Source organism: Flavobacterium qiangtangense, assembly GCF_042658345.1.
In the GTDB taxonomy this organism is placed as follows: Bacteria; Bacteroidota; Bacteroidia; order Flavobacteriales; family Flavobacteriaceae; genus Flavobacterium; species Flavobacterium qiangtangense.
Genome location: NZ_JBHSQB010000003.1, coordinates 260,200 through 275,446, shown reverse-complemented (window position 1 = coordinate 275,446; position 15,247 = coordinate 260,200). Strand labels below are relative to the sequence as shown.

Here is a 15,247-nt window from a genome sequence, read left to right as displayed (position 1 = left end):
AAACCAAAATGCTTTTAACGGTTTGTTAAACCTGAAATTTAAAAATATCATATTTCATAACTTATAACTAAATTAGCGCCATGATTAAAGTAACAGTTATTGGCTCTGGAAACGTAGCACAGCATCTTATCACCGCTTTCTTGAAAAGCAGTGAAATTGAGCTTTCGCAAGTTTTTTCGAGAGAGAAAGAAAATGTAGCGCATCTTATCGATGCTGAAAAAATCACAAATGATTATCGTTCACTTTCAGAATCAGACATTTATGTAATCGCAGTTTCTGACAGCGCCATTGCTGAAGTTTCTTCAAAATTGCCTTTTAAAAATCGTTTTGTGGTGCATACTTCCGGAAGCGTCCCTCTAGAAGATCTAGATTCAAAGAATAAACGAGGCGTTTTTTATCCGTTGCAAACGTTTACAAAAAACAAAGAAGTTGATTTTTCAATTATCCCAACGTGTCTTGAAAGTGAATTTGACGATGATTACACAATTTTAGAAAATTTAGCCGAAGCCATAAAAAGCAGACATTATTTAATCAGTTCCGCTCAACGAAAATCGCTTCACGTTGCTGCCGTTTTTGTAAATAATTTCACGAATCATTTGTATCAAATTGGGAAAGATATTTGTGATGAGCACCAGCTTCCGTTTGAGATTTTAAAGCCTTTAATTGCGGAAACTGCTGACAAAATACAAAACCTCTCGCCTCTTGAAGCGCAAACTGGTCCCGCAAAAAGGCACGATCAAAACACGATTGACCGCCATTTAACTTTGCTAACGAATCAAACACAAAAAGAAATTTACGAAATACTAACACAATCCATCCAACATTCTCATGTCAAAAAGTTATAAAGAAATCATGAACGACATCACCACATTTATCTTTGATGTGGACGGCGTTTTGACCGATAGTTCTGTTCACATTACACCAACTGGCGAAATGCTACGCATAATGAACATTCGTGATGGTTTTGCTATGAAAGCCGCCGTTGAAAGTGGTTATCACGTTTGCATTATTTCTGGCGGAAGCAATGAGGGTGTGCGAATTCGCTTGAAAAATCTTGGAATTAAAGACATCCATTTGGCTTGCCCTGATAAAGTGCAAAATTTTAAAGAATATACTGAAAAATACGATATAAAACCCGAACAAGTTTTATACATGGGAGACGATATTCCTGATTATCACGTTATGAAGTTGGTTGGATTACCAACTTGTCCGCAAGATGCGAGTCCGGAAATCAAGGGAATTTCAAAATATATTTCGCACAAAAATGGCGGACGTGGCGCTGTTCGCGATGTCATTGAACAAGTGATGAAAGTGCAAGGAAAATGGATGGAATACTTTAACGGGCAACACGATTAGATATATTCCATATTTTAGATTTCGGAAACTAATAACTCATAATTCATAACTATAATGTCTTTTTTAAAACTCATTCGTTATCAAAATTTATTAATGCTTGCTTTGATGCAGTTCGTATTCAAATATGGATTCATTGATTTTCAAGGAATTCCGCAGGCGATGAACCATTGGCAATATGCGTTGTTGGTATTTTCTACGGTTTGTATTGCCGCCGGAGGTTATTTGATAAACAACATCTTGGACAAAGGAACCGACGAAATAAACAAGCCAGAAAACGTGGTTATTGGAAACGGAATTTCTGAAAATATGGGCTATAATATTTATATCGCATTAAATATTGTTGGCGTCGGTTTAGGATTTTATATCGCAAATAGTGTTGGAAAACCAAACTTTGCCGCCGTTTTTATAATCATTGCGGCCACACTTTATGTTTATGCCAACGGATTGAAACAAAGTCTTTTAATTGGCAATTTTATAGTAGCCATTTTGTTGTCTTTGAGTATTTTAATTATTCCAATTTTTGATCTTTTGCCGGTAATTCTTCCTGAAAACCAAGTGGGAATGGGTATTATTTTCAAGATTCTAATTGATTATGCTGTGTTTGCTTTTGTCATTAATTTCATTAGAGAAATCGTGAAAGATTTAGAAGATGTAAACGGCGATTACAATCACGGAATGAACACATTGCCAATTGCTTTGGGCGTCGCAAGAACCGTGAAAATTGTCTTTGGATTAAGCTTTATTCCGATTGGTTTTATCATCTATTATATCAACGAAAATCTGTTTTCAAATGATTTGTATTACGCGTCGGCTTATGGATTACTTCTGATTTTGGCACCGCTTTTATATTTTACGGTAAAAATATTTTCGGCAAAAAGCCAGAAACATTTTCACCATTTAAGCAACGTTTTGAAAATCGTTATTTTCTTCGGAATTCTTTCAATCGCTGTCATTAACTGGAACATTTTATATGCTAAATAATCTCAAAAATTACAATATCATCCTCGCTTCTGGTTCGCCACGAAGACAGCAGTTTTTCAAAGATATGCACCTTGATTTTGAAGTTCGGTTGAAAGATGTGGGAGAAATTTACCCTGAACATCTAAAAGCGTCTGAAATAACGGATTTTTTGGCTGTTTTAAAAGCTAATGCCTTTGAAGATACCCTGAAAGAAAACGACATTTTGGTAACCAGCGACACGATTGTCTGGTACAATGAAAAGGCTTTGGGGAAACCCAAAGATTATGATGATGCTTTTCAAATTTTAAAAACGTTGTCAAATTCTACGCACGAAGTTTTTACCTCAGTTTGTATCAAAACCAACGCTAAAACTGAAATTTTAAACGACGTAACTAAAGTAACTTTCTCTGAACTTTCAGATGAAGCTATCGCGTATTATTTAGAAAATTTCAAACCTTATGATAAAGCCGGAGCTTATGGAATTCAGGAATGGATTGGCATCATTGGAATCAGTAAAATTGAAGGTTCTTATTCAAATGTAGTTGGGCTTCCGGTTCAAAAAGTTTACGAATATTTTAGTAACTTTGGGAAAAACAGCTAAAAAATGTCCATAATTAAAGACTATACTCCTGAGATTCTAACCACAATAATTCTTTTAGTTTCAGTTTCTGTAATTCGTTTTGCAGTTTCCACATTGATAAAACGTTACGCAAAACACGCCGAAATTAACGAACACAGGGCGGTTTTGGTCAGCAAGTACATCAATATCGTTATTATGTTGCTTACTTTGGCGGGAATTTTCATAATTTGGGGCGTAAAAACCGATCAGATTTACATCGCTTTTACTTCTGTAATCACGATTATTGGCGTTGCTTTTTTTGCGCAATGGTCGATTTTGAGCAATATTACTGCTGGAATTATTTTGTTTTTCTCGTTTCCTTTTAAGATTGGTGACACGATTAGAATTCACGATAAAGATTTTCCGTTTGAGGCGGAAATTGATGATATCAAGGCTTTCCATACTTATTTAAGAACAAAAGAAGGCGAATTGGTGACTTATCCAAACAATCTGTTGTTACAAAAAGGCGTTTCTATTGTAAATGTTACGCGACAAGAGCAAGAATTCACCGATTAATTTAACAATGCGTTGGCAAATTTCAGTGAAAACTATTTTGTAATTTCACTTTTAGAAGTTTTTCCCTTCACCAAAATTGCTAATGTCCCAAAAATTAAAATGCCTTTTTTTATTGTTGCTACTTTGTGCTTGCCAAATGGTGTCAGCGCAGGAAAAACCTGTGAAAAGAGATTCACTCAGAGGTTATAGAAATATCGAACGTTATTCAAAAAAACGAGGGATCACCAAATTTCTGCACAAATTAATTTTCAAGCCGGTCGATTCAAAAAAACCTGATAACAAGAAAAAAGATAAGGTTGTTTTGAAATCCTATGACCAATTTGAAGGAAAAATTATTAGGAATATAAATATCACGACACTTGATCCATTTGGTCAATCTGAAAAGGATTCTACCAGAAAACCCAGAAATGGTTTTGAACGTTTTGGGAACAGAGTTCACATAAAATCAAGTCGATTAACTATAAAAAATCTTCTTTTAATTCGAAGAAACAGACCTCTTGATTCACTTTTGGTGAAAGAATCTGAGCGTTTGATAAGAAGCCAGCGTTACATTAGAGCCGTTGATATTACTACAAAACTGTCAGAAACAAGTTCAGATTCTGTCGACGTTTATATTCGCGTTTTAGATTCTTGGAGTTTGATTCCGAATGCTTCTGGATCAACTTCAAAAACGACTTTTGAACTTACAGAAAGAAACTTTTTAGGAACTGGTCACGAATGGGACAACACTTATCGTCAACGTTTTGACAACGGAAGAAGTGCTGTGAGTTCTCGATATACGGTACCAAACGTTTTAAACACATACATTAAAACTTCGCTTGCTTACGGAATTGATGAGTTGGGTAATTACAACAAAAGCATAACTGTTGACAGGCCTTTTTTCTCACCGTTCGCAAAATGGGGCGCTGGAATTTACATCGCCCAAGATTTTAAAGTCGATTCGTTGCCCGACACATCTGGAAGATACGGAATCCAGAATTTTAAAGTTGGAACGCAAGATGTTTGGGTAGGAAAATCTTTGAAAATTTTTGATGGTGATTCTGAGGAAGATAGAACGACAAATTTCATTACTTCTGTTAGATTTCTACGAAGAAATTACACCGAAATGCCTACAACTGAATATGACAGCCTGCATTATTTTTCTGATGAACGCTTCTTTTTAGCAGGTTTTGGAGTTTCTTCCAGAAAATTTATTCAAGATAAATTCCTTTTTAATTATGGAATTACTGAAGACGTTGCCATTGGAAAAGTGTATGCTTTGACCGTTGGTTATCAAAATAAATATCACGTAAACCGACTTTATGTTGGCGGAAAATTCGCTTTTGGACAATATTTTGATTGGGGTTATTTCAGCACAAATGTTGAATACGGAACCTTTCTGCGCGGTCCCATCACGCAACAAAGCACAATGTCTTTTGAAATAAACTATTTTACAAATTTAATTGATTTGGGAGAATGGAGGCTTCGTCAATTCATAAAACCATCTTTAGTTATAGGGACAAATCGCTTCGAAACTGTGGCAGATCGACTTTCATTAAATGAACAATATGGAATTTCTGGCTTCAATAGCTTTAAACTTCGAGGAACAAAACGAGCATTGATTACCTTTCAAACTCAGTCCTATTCTCCTTGGGTTTTTGGAGGTTTCAGGTTAAATCCGTTTATGAGTTATGCAATTGGAGCTTTGAGCGACGAAAATAATAATCTTTTTAAAGGAAAAGCATATTCACAAGTGAGCCTTGGAATTATGATTACAAATGACTTCTTGGTATTCAATAATTTTCAGCTTTCATTTTCATTTTTTCCAACAGTTCCAAGGGATGGCAACAATTCTTTTCAAACAAATTCATTTAGAACAACAGATTACAAACTCCCAAATTTTGAATTTGGAAAACCAGAAATCGTTCCTTACCAGTAGTTAAAATTTCTTAAAAATCGTTTTCGTGGCATAGTTCTTGGCTTGGCCTAACTAACAATAATAAATTACCACAACCATGAAAACTATCAAATTTTTTATAGCAGGATTTGCACTTTTAATGGCAAGTTCGCTAGCAGCACAAGTTTCTGTAAATGTAAATATCGGCGGTCGTCCAGATTGGGGACCTGTTGGATATACCGAAGCAAATTACTATTATCTTCCTGATGTCGAAGCTTATTATGACGTCAGACAAGCCAATTTCATTTATGCAAATAATGGAACTTGGATTTCCGCAAGGACATTGCCTCACCGTTACAGAAGCTACAATTTATATGCGGGGCCAAAAGTAGTTTTGACCGATTATAGAGGAAATCGACCTTACACTCATTTTAAAACGCACCGAGTAAAATACTATCATGGTTATCGCCCGCAAACCGTTGTTGTGAGAGAAACACATCATCACCATTATGATAAAAAACATTACAAGCATCAAGCAAAAAAACATCATAAAGGACGCGGTCACGATCGTCACTAAATTTTAGAGAGCCAAATTGGCTCTCTTTTTTTGTTAAAGTAATTCCCCACAAGACTTTCAGAATAATTAATTATTATATTTGAAGCTATGTTCTATAATATAAAAATGATGCAGAAAACTGCTTTTCAAACCTTACTCTTTCTTCTATTTTCGTTCCAAATTCTGAATGCGCAACAGCCACAAAAACCAAATTCTGGCGAGATTTATGAACAAATCCAAAAACTAAATTTCTTGGGTTCTGTCTTGTATGTTGCCGCGCATCCTGATGATGAAAATACCAAATTGATTTCTTATTTTTCAAACGAAATGAAAGCCAGAACTGCTTATCTTTCTTTAACCAGAGGCGATGGCGGGCAAAATTTAATTGGAGCTGAACTTCGCGAAATGTTAGGCGTTTTAAGAACGCAGGAACTTTTGGCAGCAAGAAGAATCGATGGCGGAGAGCAAATATTTTCTCGTGCCAATGACTTCGGGTTTTCGAAAGAGCCGAACGAAACATTTTCAATTTGGGACAAAAATCAGGTGTTAAGCGACGTCGTTTTAGCCATCAGAAAATTCAAACCAGATGTAATTATCAATCGTTTTGACCACAGAACTCCAGGAAGCACGCACGGTCATCACACGGCTTCAGCAATGTTGAGCTTGGAAGCTTTCGATCTGGCAAACAATAAAAAAAGTTATCCAGATCAGCTTTCTTCGTATGAAACTTGGCAACCAAAACGCATCTTTTTCAACACATCGTGGTGGTTTTATGGAACCGAGGATAAATTTGAAAAAGCCGACAAAAGCAAAATGATTTCGATAAATGCTGGAGTTTATTTTGGTCTAAAAGGAAAAAGCAACGGCGAAATTGCAGCACTTTCCAGAAGCCAACACAAATGTCAAGGTTTTGGAACTTCAGGAACTCGTGGCGATGAAATGGAATATCTTGAATTTTTAAAAGGAGATTTTCCAAAGGATAAAACCAATCTTTTTGATGGAATAAACACGACTTGGACTCGTGTAAAAGAAGGTGAAGCGATTGGAAAAATCTTGAACGAAATTGAAGCCAATTTTAACTTTAAAGATCCGTCGATACATCTTCCAAAGTTGGTTGAAGCTTATAATTTGATCAACAATTTAGAAGACAAGCATTGGGCTTCCATTAAAAAGCAAGAATTAGAATCTATAATTTTGGCTTCTGCCGGATTATTTTTAGAAGGAATTTCTTCAGAGCAAAGCACAAATCCTGATGGAGAATTTACTTTAAAATTGGAAGCTTTAAACCGTAGCAATCAAGATGTTGAATTACTTTCAGTTGACTTTTTAAACAATTCTGAAAACAATTCTATTGGTGGAAGAAAACTAGAAAAAAATAATCCACTTCGAATTGATAAAATTTTAAAAGTAGCGAAAAACACGCCTTACACTTCGCCTTATTGGTTAAATGAAAAAGGAACTTTGGGAATGTATTCTGTGAAAGACCGCGAAATGATTGGCAAACCCGACAGCGAAAAATTAAAGTTACAATGGAATTTGAAAATTTGCGGTCACCCATTTACAATCAAAAAAGATATTGTTTACAAATATTCCGACCCCGAAAAAGGCGAAATTTATCAGCCTTTTGAAGTGCTTCCGGAAGCAACGGCAACGGTTTTGGACGACGTTACCATTTTCTCGGATGCGAATCCAAAACAGATTTCGGTAAAAATTAAAGCTGGAAAATCAACACTTTTGGGAAAAATCAGCTTGAATGTTCCAAAAGATTGGACCGTTTCTCCGTCAGAAATCGACTTTGAAATCGCTATGAAAAACGATGAAAAAATCGTCTCGTTTACGGTTACGCCACCTTCTTTTGAAAGCAAAGGAATCATTTCACCGATCATTATTTCCGAAGGAAAAAAATACAATTCAAAATTAACTACAATTCAATACGATCATATTCCAAAGCAATCAGTTTTAATGCCATCGGAAGCTTCTGTGGTTCGATTAAATATCAAAAAGGCTGGAGAAATTATCGGTTACATTGAAGGTGCTGGAGATGAAATTCCGAAAAGCTTGAAGCAAATTGGTTATGATGTTCGAATTATAAAACCAGCTGAAATCACAGAAACTTCTTTGAAAGAATATGATGCCATCGTAATGGGAATCAGAGCTTACAACGTAATTCCAGAACTTCAATTTAAGCAACGATATTTATTGGAATACGTAAAAAATGGTGGAAATTTGATTGTTCAGTATAATACCGTTGGTCGTCGTGGTTTTAATTTCCCTGATGTTTCACCTTATGAATTGCGGTTTTCTGACGACAGAGTTACCGATGAAAATGCTAAAGTTTCGTTTTTAGACGCAACACATTCGGTTTTAAATCATCCTAATAAAATTACAGAAGCCGATTTTCAAGGTTGGGTTCAAGAGCGCGGTTTATATTTTCCTGACAAATGGACGAAGGAATTCACGCCAATTTTAGGAATGAAAGATTTGGGCGAATCTGAAAAACAAGGTAGCCTTTTAGTGGCAAATTACGGAAAAGGATATTATATTTACACTGGATTAAGTTTTTTCAGAGAATTGCCAGCGGGCGTTCCCGGAGCGTTTAAACTTTTTACTAACCTGATTTCCATCGGAAAAAAGGAAAAACAATAAACAATGAAAGACGATAAAATCAGAAACTGGAAAAGAAATTACACCTTGGTGATTGTAATGAATGCCCTGTATATTCTCATTTTTTATTTTATAATGCAATATTTTTCATAAATGCAGACAATTGACTGGGTTGTTTTAATTATCACGCTTTTATTCATCGTTTTTTATGGCGCTTGGCGAACCAAAGGCAGTAAAAACGTGCAAGATTATATCTTGGGAAATAACGAAACGCCGTGGTATACCGTGGGAATTTCTGTTATGGCAACCCAAGCCAGCGCGATTACTTTTCTATCAACTCCAGGTCAGGCCTTCAACGACGGAATGGGTTTTGTGCAGTTTTATTTCGGACTTCCGTTAGCGATGATTATTATTTGCATCACGTTTATTCCGATTTATCACCGACTGAAAGTTTATACAGTTTATGAATTTTTAGAGCAACGTTTTGACTTAAAAACACGCTCGCTTGCCGCCATTTTATTCTTGATTCAAAGAGGTTTTTCAACCGGAATCACGATTTATGCGCCGGCAATTGTCTTGTCATCAATCTTAGGTTGGAATTTAAATTTGATGAATATTGTCATCGGAATTTTGATTATAATTTACACCATGACTGGCGGAACTCGAGCTGTAAACGTGACGCAAAAACAGCAAATGTTTATCATTATGTCGGGAATGTTTATTGCGTTTTTTATTATATTAAGCCTTCTCCCTGAAGAAGTTACATTTAATAACGCACTGCAAATTGCTGGCGTAAATGATAAAATGAATATTCTGGATTTTTCTTTCGACAAGGAGAAAAGATATACGGTCTGGACAGGTTTGACCGGAGGTTTGTTCTTGGCCCTCTCCTATTTTGGAACTGACCAATCACAAGCCCAACGCTATTTATCTGGAAAATCAGTCAGAGAAAGCCAAATGGGATTGGTTTTCAATGCGTTATTAAAAGTTCCGATGCAGTTTTTTATACTTTTGGTCGGAATTATGGTGTATGTTTTCTTCCAATTTCAAGCCGTTCCAATCAACTTTAATCCGAACTCAAAAGCGAGTATTGAGAAATCGATTTATGCAAAAGATTATAAAAATTTGGAAGGACAATTGGTGGAAGTTGCTTCAGAAAAGAAACAAGTTACGCTGGCTTATGTCAACCAATTAAACATTGAAACCGACAATAAAGTTCTGAAAAACAGAATAATATCTTTAGGAGAAAAAGAAAAAACGCTTCGTGAAAATGCTAAAGTTTTAATCAGTAAGGCGAATCAAAAAAATAAAACAACAGATAGTGATTATGTTTTTATTCACTTCATTATCAATTATTTACCAAAAGGTTTCATCGGATTATTGCTAGCTGTAATTATTTGTGCTGCAATGTCATCCACAGCTGCAGGAATTAATTCATTAGCGTCAACAACTGTTATTGACATTTATAAACGAAATATCAAGGAAGAAAAATCAGACGCACATTACGTAAAAGCTTCAAAAAGATTCACATTGCTTTGGGGACTTATCGCGATTTTATTTGCTTGTTTCGGAACGTTATTTGAAAACTTAATTCAGTTTGTAAACATCATTGGTTCCATATTTTACGGAACAATTCTGGGAATATTCTTGGTTGCTTTTTATGTAAAATATGTAAAAGCGCAAGCAATTTTCTGGGCGGCAGTTTTCAGTCAATTGGCAATTTTCTTGATTTATTATTTCGCTATTTACATTTATCCTTCCGGGAAAGAGCAGTTGAGTTACTTATGGCTGAATTTTATTGGCGTTGTTATTACGATTATCGTTGGTGTAACAATTCAATATTTCAATAATTATAGAGAAAATAAGGTATAAAAAAGCTGATTACAAATCTGCAATCAGCTTTTAAAAAATTTATTCGAAGCTTATTTTTTGCTCCACTCGTTGATGCTGTCTTTGTTCATTTTCACATAATCAGCATTGTTCGCTTTTTCTGAGCCGGCCAATGACAATTTTGCTGTTTCGATTGCACTTTTTTTATCGCCTAATTTATATTGAATCAAAGATTTTTGTCTTAAAATATAAAATGGAGCTTCACCTTTCGATTTTTCGATTGCTTTATTAATCCAAACCAATGCTTTGTTTAAATCGCCATTTGATTGGTAATAATATTGAGCCGAAGCAAAATAATCATTCAAAGATGGTCCTGCCAAAGTCGCTTCGATGCTTTCAGAAGCTGTTTTTTGCGTCGGAACATCAAACTTCACAGCAACCAAAGTTTTCTCCCAAGAAATCTCTAAATTACCAGAATCATTGGTGATATTATTTACCGCAATTGACAAAGTTTCCACATTTCTGTTCAAGTTTTCAGGTTTTGCAGACGTCTTTAAAACGATTTTGCTCTCACTCCAATCTTCTGGCAATCCCCATGCATTCGTGTCTTTGTAGAAAATTACATCCCAAGAATCCGCTCTTGGAATCGAGTATAAGCCATAACTTCCTTTAGGCAAATCTTTTCCCCCGATTTTCACATCTTCGCTAAAAGTAACCACAGTATTTCCGTTAGCACCGGTTCTCCATAGTTTCCCAAAAGGAACCAAATCGCCAAAAACCGCTCTTCCTTTTGCACTTGGACGAGAATAATCAACGTGAACATCTGTTAAGCCAACTACTTGATGCACATCAGCTTTCGGACTCGCTTGTGGTGTTTTAACCTGAGATTGAGCACTCAAAGTCATTAAAAGCAAACCCGTTGCGATAATTATCTTTTTCATAAATTGAATAGTTTTTGTTTAATTGACTGCGAATTTAATAATTTCAATTGAGTTTTTAGTTAAATAAAACTTACTAAAAAGATTATATTTGTTTAACTTTATACGAATTACATTAAACAATTTTGTATTTTTACTTCTATGAAATTATATTCAATACATACAAAGCAAAATCTTCCAGTTTCGTTAGAAGAAGCTTGGAATTTTATTGCAAATCCCAAAAATCTAGAAGTAATTACTCCGAAATCCATGGGTTTCAAAACTCTTTCTGGAGATGAAAAAGAAATGTTTGCGGGTCAAATAATCCATTATCACATCACACCTTTATTCGGAATAAAATTGCAATGGGTAACTGAAATTACGCACGTTCAAGACAAAAAATTCTTTGTAGACGAACAGCGTTTCGGACCTTATGCTTTCTGGCATCACAAGCATTTTTTAAAGGAAATTCCGGGTGGCGTGGAGATGGAAGATATTGTACATTATAAAGTGCCGATGGGAATTTTAGGACAAATGGTGCATCCTTTTTTGGTCAAGCCAAAGTTGGACGAAATATTTGCTTTCAGACAGAAGAAATTGGTTGAACTTTTTGGAGATTTTAAATAAAATTAAATGAAAAATATACTATTCATCGGAGGTTCGACGGGAATTGGTTTTGCGTCAATAAAAAAATTACAACTTGATAATAACGTTTTTGTAGCTTCTCGAACAAAAGAAAATTTATCAGATTTAGAAATCACTCATATTCCATTTGATTTAAAAGGAGAAACGTTTGACATTTCAGTACTTCCCGAAGTAATTGACGGATTTGTATATTGTCCGGGAACTATAAATTTGAAACCGTTTAGGTCGTTGAAAGTTGAAAATTTCCAAGATGATTTCGAGATAAATTTTTTAGGAATGATTAAAATAGTGCAACAAATTCTTCCAAAGTTATTAAATTCAAAACATGCAAGCGTTGTACTTTTTAGTTCGGTTGCTGCAAAAAACGGTTTGCCATTTCACACCAGCATTGCCGCTTCAAAAGGTGCGATTGAAGGTTTCGCAAAAGCTTTTGCTGCAGAATATGCTCCTAAAATTAGATTAAATGTCATTGCTCCTTCTTTGACAGAAACGCCTCTTTCTGAAAAACTTCTAAATTCTGATTTGAAAAAAGAAAAATCTGCAGAAAGACATCCGCTAAAAAGAATTGGGCAACCTGAAGATATTTCTTCAATGGTTAATTTTATTTTAAGTGATGAATCATCGTGGGTCACTGGGCAAGTTTTGAACGTTGATGGTGGGATTTCTACATTAAATACAAATTAAGAATGAATATATTTTGGTTTAGAAGAGATTTAAGATTAGAAGATAATTGCGGGCTTTTTGAAGCGCTTTCTAATGGAGAAACACTTCCTGTATTTATTTTCGACCCTAATATTTTGGCCGAACTTCCGAAGGATGACGCACGCGTGAATTTGATTTGTGAGTTATTGGAAAAAATTCAGAATCAACTGAAAGCAGAAAAAAAATCGCTTGCGGTTTTCCACGATGAGCCTGAAAAAGTCTTTAAAAAACTTAGTAAAGAACATAAAATCAAAGCCGTTTTTACCAATCACGATTATGAACCGTATGCAAAAAAACGCGATTTAGAAATTGAAAAACTATTAAAATCAAATGACATTTCGTTTCACGCTTTTAAAGACCAAGTGATTTTTGAAAAAGACGAAATCGTGAAAGACGATGGAAAACCTTATGTAGTCTACACTCCTTTCTCAAAAAAATGGAAAGAGAAATTTTCTGAAAAAAGTGTCAGACAGCATCATTCTGAAAAAAAATTAGACCAAATTGCCACTCACAATTATCCTTTTTTAAGTTTAGATGATATTGGTTTTAAGAACTCAGAGATTAAAGTGGAAGATTTTGATGTCTCCAAAAAAATCATAGAAAATTATAAAGAAACCAGAGATTTTCCAAGTGTTGACGGAACTTCACATTTGAGTCCGCATTTGCGTTTTGGTTCTGTAAGTATTCGTCAAATTGCTAAAAAAGCTTCCGAATTTAAGCAGGAAACGTTCCTTAATGAATTGATTTGGCGTGAATTTTTTATGCAAATCTTGTGGCATTTCCCCAATACCGTGACCGAAAGTTTCCGTCCAAAATATGACAATATCAAATGGCGCAACAATGAAAAGGAATTCAAGAGTTGGTGCGAAGGAAAAACCGGATATCCAATCGTTGATGCCGGAATGCGTCAATTAAACGAAACCGGAAATATGCATAATCGTGTGAGAATGGTGGTTGCGAGCTTTTTGTGCAAACATTTGTTAATCGATTGGCGTTGGGGCGAAGCTTATTTTGCAGAGAAACTCTTGGATTATGAACAATCCAGCAACATTGGAAACTGGCAATGGGCAGCAGGAAGTGGTGTCGACGCCGCGCCTTATTTCAGAATTTTTAATCCGAGTGAGCAAGTGAAAAAGTTCGACAAAGATTTTAAATACATCAAAAAATGGGTTCCTGAGTTTCAAGAAATTGATTACAAACCGATTGTAGATCACAAAGAAGCCAGAGAAAGATGTTTGAAAGTTTATAAGGAAGCGGTGGCGTGAAATTAGCGACGAATTCAAGAATTTTCAAAAACAATTCGTGAATTCGTGGCTAAAAAACTTTATAAATTTATACTCTTCATCTTCTCAAAATCCAAATCCTTATAATCATAAATTATTACATCAGCCAAGGATTGATCTTGAGAATCAACGCCTTCACTTTTATAAGCAATACAAAAAAATCCAGCCGCTTTTGCGGCTTTGATTCCGTTTGTGCTGTCTTCAATGATGACACATTCTTCGATTGGAGCTTTTGAATACGAAGCCGCTTTGATAAAAATTGCTGGATTTGGTTTTGATTCTGGAAAATCATTGCCACTTACTTTGTGCGTAAAATATTGATTTAGGTCAAAACGCTCAAAAACTTTGTCAATAATTTCCATTTCTGAAGAAGAAGCTACTATTAATTGTACTCCGTTTTTGTACAAATTAATGATCAAATCTTTCACTCCCGGCATTAATTCAAGGTCTTCTTTTTTGTCAAAAGCATCAATAAAAAGATTATTTTTTGCTAAAATCAAATCTTCAATTTCTTGTTGCAATTCAAATCTGTCCTTCAATTTTTGGTAAATCATTTTATTGGAATTACCTGTAAATGTGGCAAATATATCGTCTGTTACTTCAATATTTAAATCTTTATAATGTACCAAACTGACTTCGTGATGCAATGGCTCACTGTTGACCAGCACGCCATCCATATCGAAAATTACGGTCTTAACCATGGGGAAATTCTATTTTAAATTCTTAATTTTTTCGGCTGATAGTTCGTTGAAATGATTGATAATCAAATCGGCTTTTGACAAATCTTGCAATTTTGAATGCTCGCTGTTGTAACCCACGCAGAAAATATCCGCAGAAACTGCTGCTTGAATTCCGTTGGCAGAATCTTCAATCACGATACACTCGTTTTTTGGCGCCATAGACAACGACGCAGCGTGTTCAAAAATCGCAGGATGTGGTTTTGATTTCGGAAAATCCTCGCCACTCACAATATCAGAAAAATATTGGTGCAAGTGAAAACGCTTGAAAACACGATCAATTGTAACCTTTGAAGCAGAAGAAGCCACAATCAATTGGATTCCGTTTTGGTATAAATCTTTAATCAAATTTTCAACTCCGTCAAGCAAATGCAAATCTTCTTTGGTATCAAATGCATCATTGAAAATGTTTCTTTTTCTTTGGATCAAATTCTCCACTTCGTGCTCTAAATTGAAAATATCTTTCAGCTTTTGGAACACATTTCGAGTCGAATTTCCTGTGAAAGTAGCAAACATTTCATCAGTTACCGGAATATTCAATTCATCAAAATGGTGAAAATAAGCGTATCTGTGAACTGGTTCTGTGTCAACGATCACGCCGTCCATATCAAAAATTACTGTTTTAATCATTGTGTTGTGTTTATTG

Annotated in this window: 15 protein-coding genes; 12 read left to right on the top strand and 3 right to left on the bottom strand. The window is 35.1% G+C overall.

Features of this window, described 5'->3' with window-relative positions; translation table 11 throughout:
- Window positions 1–80 precede the first annotated feature (80 nt).
- The 9 genes from ACFPVY_RS01315 to ACFPVY_RS01275 all read left to right on the top strand — a co-directional run bounded on the left by ACFPVY_RS01315 (window position 81) and on the right by ACFPVY_RS01275 (window position 10,359).
- On the top strand, window positions 81–845 hold the full coding sequence (locus tag ACFPVY_RS01315; protein WP_379789880.1) for a Rossmann-like and DUF2520 domain-containing protein: 765 nt from the start codon (window positions 81–83) through the stop codon (window positions 843–845).
- Window positions 829–1,356 carry a KdsC family phosphatase gene (locus ACFPVY_RS01310; protein WP_379789879.1) on the top strand — a complete coding sequence of 176 codons (528 nt, stop codon included), beginning with the start codon at window positions 829–831 and terminating at the stop codon, window positions 1,354–1,356. Before ACFPVY_RS01315 ends, ACFPVY_RS01310 begins: the two co-directional genes overlap by 17 nt.
- A gap of 54 nt (window positions 1,357–1,410) precedes the next feature.
- Window positions 1,411–2,337: a geranylgeranylglycerol-phosphate geranylgeranyltransferase gene (locus ACFPVY_RS01305; protein WP_379789878.1), complete on the top strand. Its 927-nt coding sequence runs from the start codon at window positions 1,411–1,413 to the stop codon at window positions 2,335–2,337.
- On the top strand, window positions 2,327–2,917 hold the full coding sequence (locus ACFPVY_RS01300; protein WP_379789877.1) for a Maf-like protein: 591 nt from the start codon (window positions 2,327–2,329) through the stop codon (window positions 2,915–2,917). Before ACFPVY_RS01305 ends, ACFPVY_RS01300 begins: the two co-directional genes overlap by 11 nt.
- A 3-nt stretch (window positions 2,918–2,920) precedes the next feature.
- Window positions 2,921–3,451, top strand: coding sequence for a mechanosensitive ion channel domain-containing protein (locus tag ACFPVY_RS01295; protein ID WP_379789876.1), 531 nt, complete (start codon window positions 2,921–2,923; stop codon window positions 3,449–3,451).
- Between the two features lie 160 nt (window positions 3,452–3,611).
- Window positions 3,612–5,369 (top strand): BamA/TamA family outer membrane protein, encoded by a 1,758-nt coding sequence (locus tag ACFPVY_RS01290; protein WP_379789875.1) that lies wholly within the window; start codon window positions 3,612–3,614, stop codon window positions 5,367–5,369.
- Window positions 5,370–5,445: 76 nt separating this feature from the next.
- A complete protein-coding gene (locus tag ACFPVY_RS01285) occupies window positions 5,446–5,904 on the top strand; it encodes a hypothetical protein (protein ID WP_379789874.1) in 459 nt (152 codons plus the stop codon).
- A gap of 105 nt (window positions 5,905–6,009) precedes the next feature.
- On the top strand, window positions 6,010–8,529 hold the full coding sequence (locus ACFPVY_RS01280) for a PIG-L family deacetylase (RefSeq protein ID WP_379789872.1): 2,520 nt from the start codon (window positions 6,010–6,012) through the stop codon (window positions 8,527–8,529).
- A gap of 111 nt (window positions 8,530–8,640) precedes the next feature.
- The gene (locus ACFPVY_RS01275) at window positions 8,641–10,359 is read left to right on the top strand and encodes a sodium:solute symporter family protein (protein ID WP_379789871.1); all 1,719 of its coding nucleotides are present in this window, start codon (window positions 8,641–8,643) and stop codon (window positions 10,357–10,359) included.
- 50 nt (window positions 10,360–10,409) lie between these two features.
- Here the strand turns inward: ACFPVY_RS01275 and ACFPVY_RS01270 are convergent, their stop codons facing one another.
- On the bottom strand, window positions 10,410–11,258 hold the full coding sequence (locus ACFPVY_RS01270) for a DUF2911 domain-containing protein (protein WP_379789870.1): 849 nt from the start codon (window positions 11,256–11,258) through the stop codon (window positions 10,410–10,412).
- Between the two features lie 138 nt (window positions 11,259–11,396).
- On the opposite strand from ACFPVY_RS01270, the gene ACFPVY_RS01265 reads away from it, so the two are divergent.
- From ACFPVY_RS01265 to ACFPVY_RS01255, 3 genes are read left to right on the top strand one after another with little or no spacing between them, the layout of a single operon-like run.
- A complete protein-coding gene (locus ACFPVY_RS01265) occupies window positions 11,397–11,861 on the top strand; it encodes an SRPBCC family protein (protein WP_379789869.1) in 465 nt (154 codons plus the stop codon).
- Between the two features lie 6 nt (window positions 11,862–11,867).
- Entirely contained in the window at window positions 11,868–12,563 is a 696-nt protein-coding gene (locus tag ACFPVY_RS01260; protein WP_379789867.1) for an SDR family NAD(P)-dependent oxidoreductase, read from the top strand.
- Window positions 12,564–12,565: 2 nt separating this feature from the next.
- On the top strand, window positions 12,566–13,846 hold the full coding sequence (locus tag ACFPVY_RS01255; protein WP_379789866.1) for a cryptochrome/photolyase family protein: 1,281 nt from the start codon (window positions 12,566–12,568) through the stop codon (window positions 13,844–13,846).
- Window positions 13,847–13,905: 59 nt separating this feature from the next.
- Here ACFPVY_RS01255 and ACFPVY_RS01250 read toward each other — a convergent pair whose 3' ends face one another.
- Window positions 13,906–14,565 carry an HAD family hydrolase gene (locus tag ACFPVY_RS01250; protein ID WP_379789865.1) on the bottom strand — a complete coding sequence of 220 codons (660 nt, stop codon included), beginning with the start codon at window positions 14,563–14,565 and terminating at the stop codon, window positions 13,906–13,908.
- A 9-nt stretch (window positions 14,566–14,574) separates the two neighbouring features.
- Window positions 14,575–15,231 carry an HAD family hydrolase gene (locus tag ACFPVY_RS01245; RefSeq protein WP_379789864.1) on the bottom strand — a complete coding sequence of 219 codons (657 nt, stop codon included), beginning with the start codon at window positions 15,229–15,231 and terminating at the stop codon, window positions 14,575–14,577.
- Between the last annotated feature and the right edge of the window lie 16 nt (window positions 15,232–15,247).

Coding starts and splice junctions, on each gene's coding strand:
- ACFPVY_RS01315 (WP_379789880.1), top strand. CDS start 81: ATGATTAAAGTAACAGTTATTGGCTCTGGAAACGTAGCACAGCATCTT.
- ACFPVY_RS01310 (WP_379789879.1), top strand. CDS start 829: ATGTCAAAAAGTTATAAAGAAATCATGAACGACATCACCACATTTATC.
- ACFPVY_RS01305 (WP_379789878.1), top strand. CDS start 1,411: ATGTCTTTTTTAAAACTCATTCGTTATCAAAATTTATTAATGCTTGCT.
- ACFPVY_RS01300 (WP_379789877.1), top strand. CDS start 2,327: ATGCTAAATAATCTCAAAAATTACAATATCATCCTCGCTTCTGGTTCG.
- ACFPVY_RS01295 (WP_379789876.1), top strand. CDS start 2,921: ATGTCCATAATTAAAGACTATACTCCTGAGATTCTAACCACAATAATT.
- ACFPVY_RS01285 (WP_379789874.1), top strand. CDS start 5,446: ATGAAAACTATCAAATTTTTTATAGCAGGATTTGCACTTTTAATGGCA.
- ACFPVY_RS01280 (WP_379789872.1), top strand. CDS start 6,010: ATGATGCAGAAAACTGCTTTTCAAACCTTACTCTTTCTTCTATTTTCG.
- ACFPVY_RS01275 (WP_379789871.1), top strand. CDS start 8,641: ATGCAGACAATTGACTGGGTTGTTTTAATTATCACGCTTTTATTCATC.
- ACFPVY_RS01270 (WP_379789870.1), bottom strand. CDS start 11,258: ATGAAAAAGATAATTATCGCAACGGGTTTGCTTTTAATGACTTTGAGT.
- ACFPVY_RS01265 (WP_379789869.1), top strand. CDS start 11,397: ATGAAATTATATTCAATACATACAAAGCAAAATCTTCCAGTTTCGTTA.
- ACFPVY_RS01260 (WP_379789867.1), top strand. CDS start 11,868: ATGAAAAATATACTATTCATCGGAGGTTCGACGGGAATTGGTTTTGCG.
- ACFPVY_RS01255 (WP_379789866.1), top strand. CDS start 12,566: ATGAATATATTTTGGTTTAGAAGAGATTTAAGATTAGAAGATAATTGC.
- ACFPVY_RS01250 (WP_379789865.1), bottom strand. CDS start 14,565: ATGGTTAAGACCGTAATTTTCGATATGGATGGCGTGCTGGTCAACAGT.
- ACFPVY_RS01245 (WP_379789864.1), bottom strand. CDS start 15,231: ATGATTAAAACAGTAATTTTTGATATGGACGGCGTGATCGTTGACACA.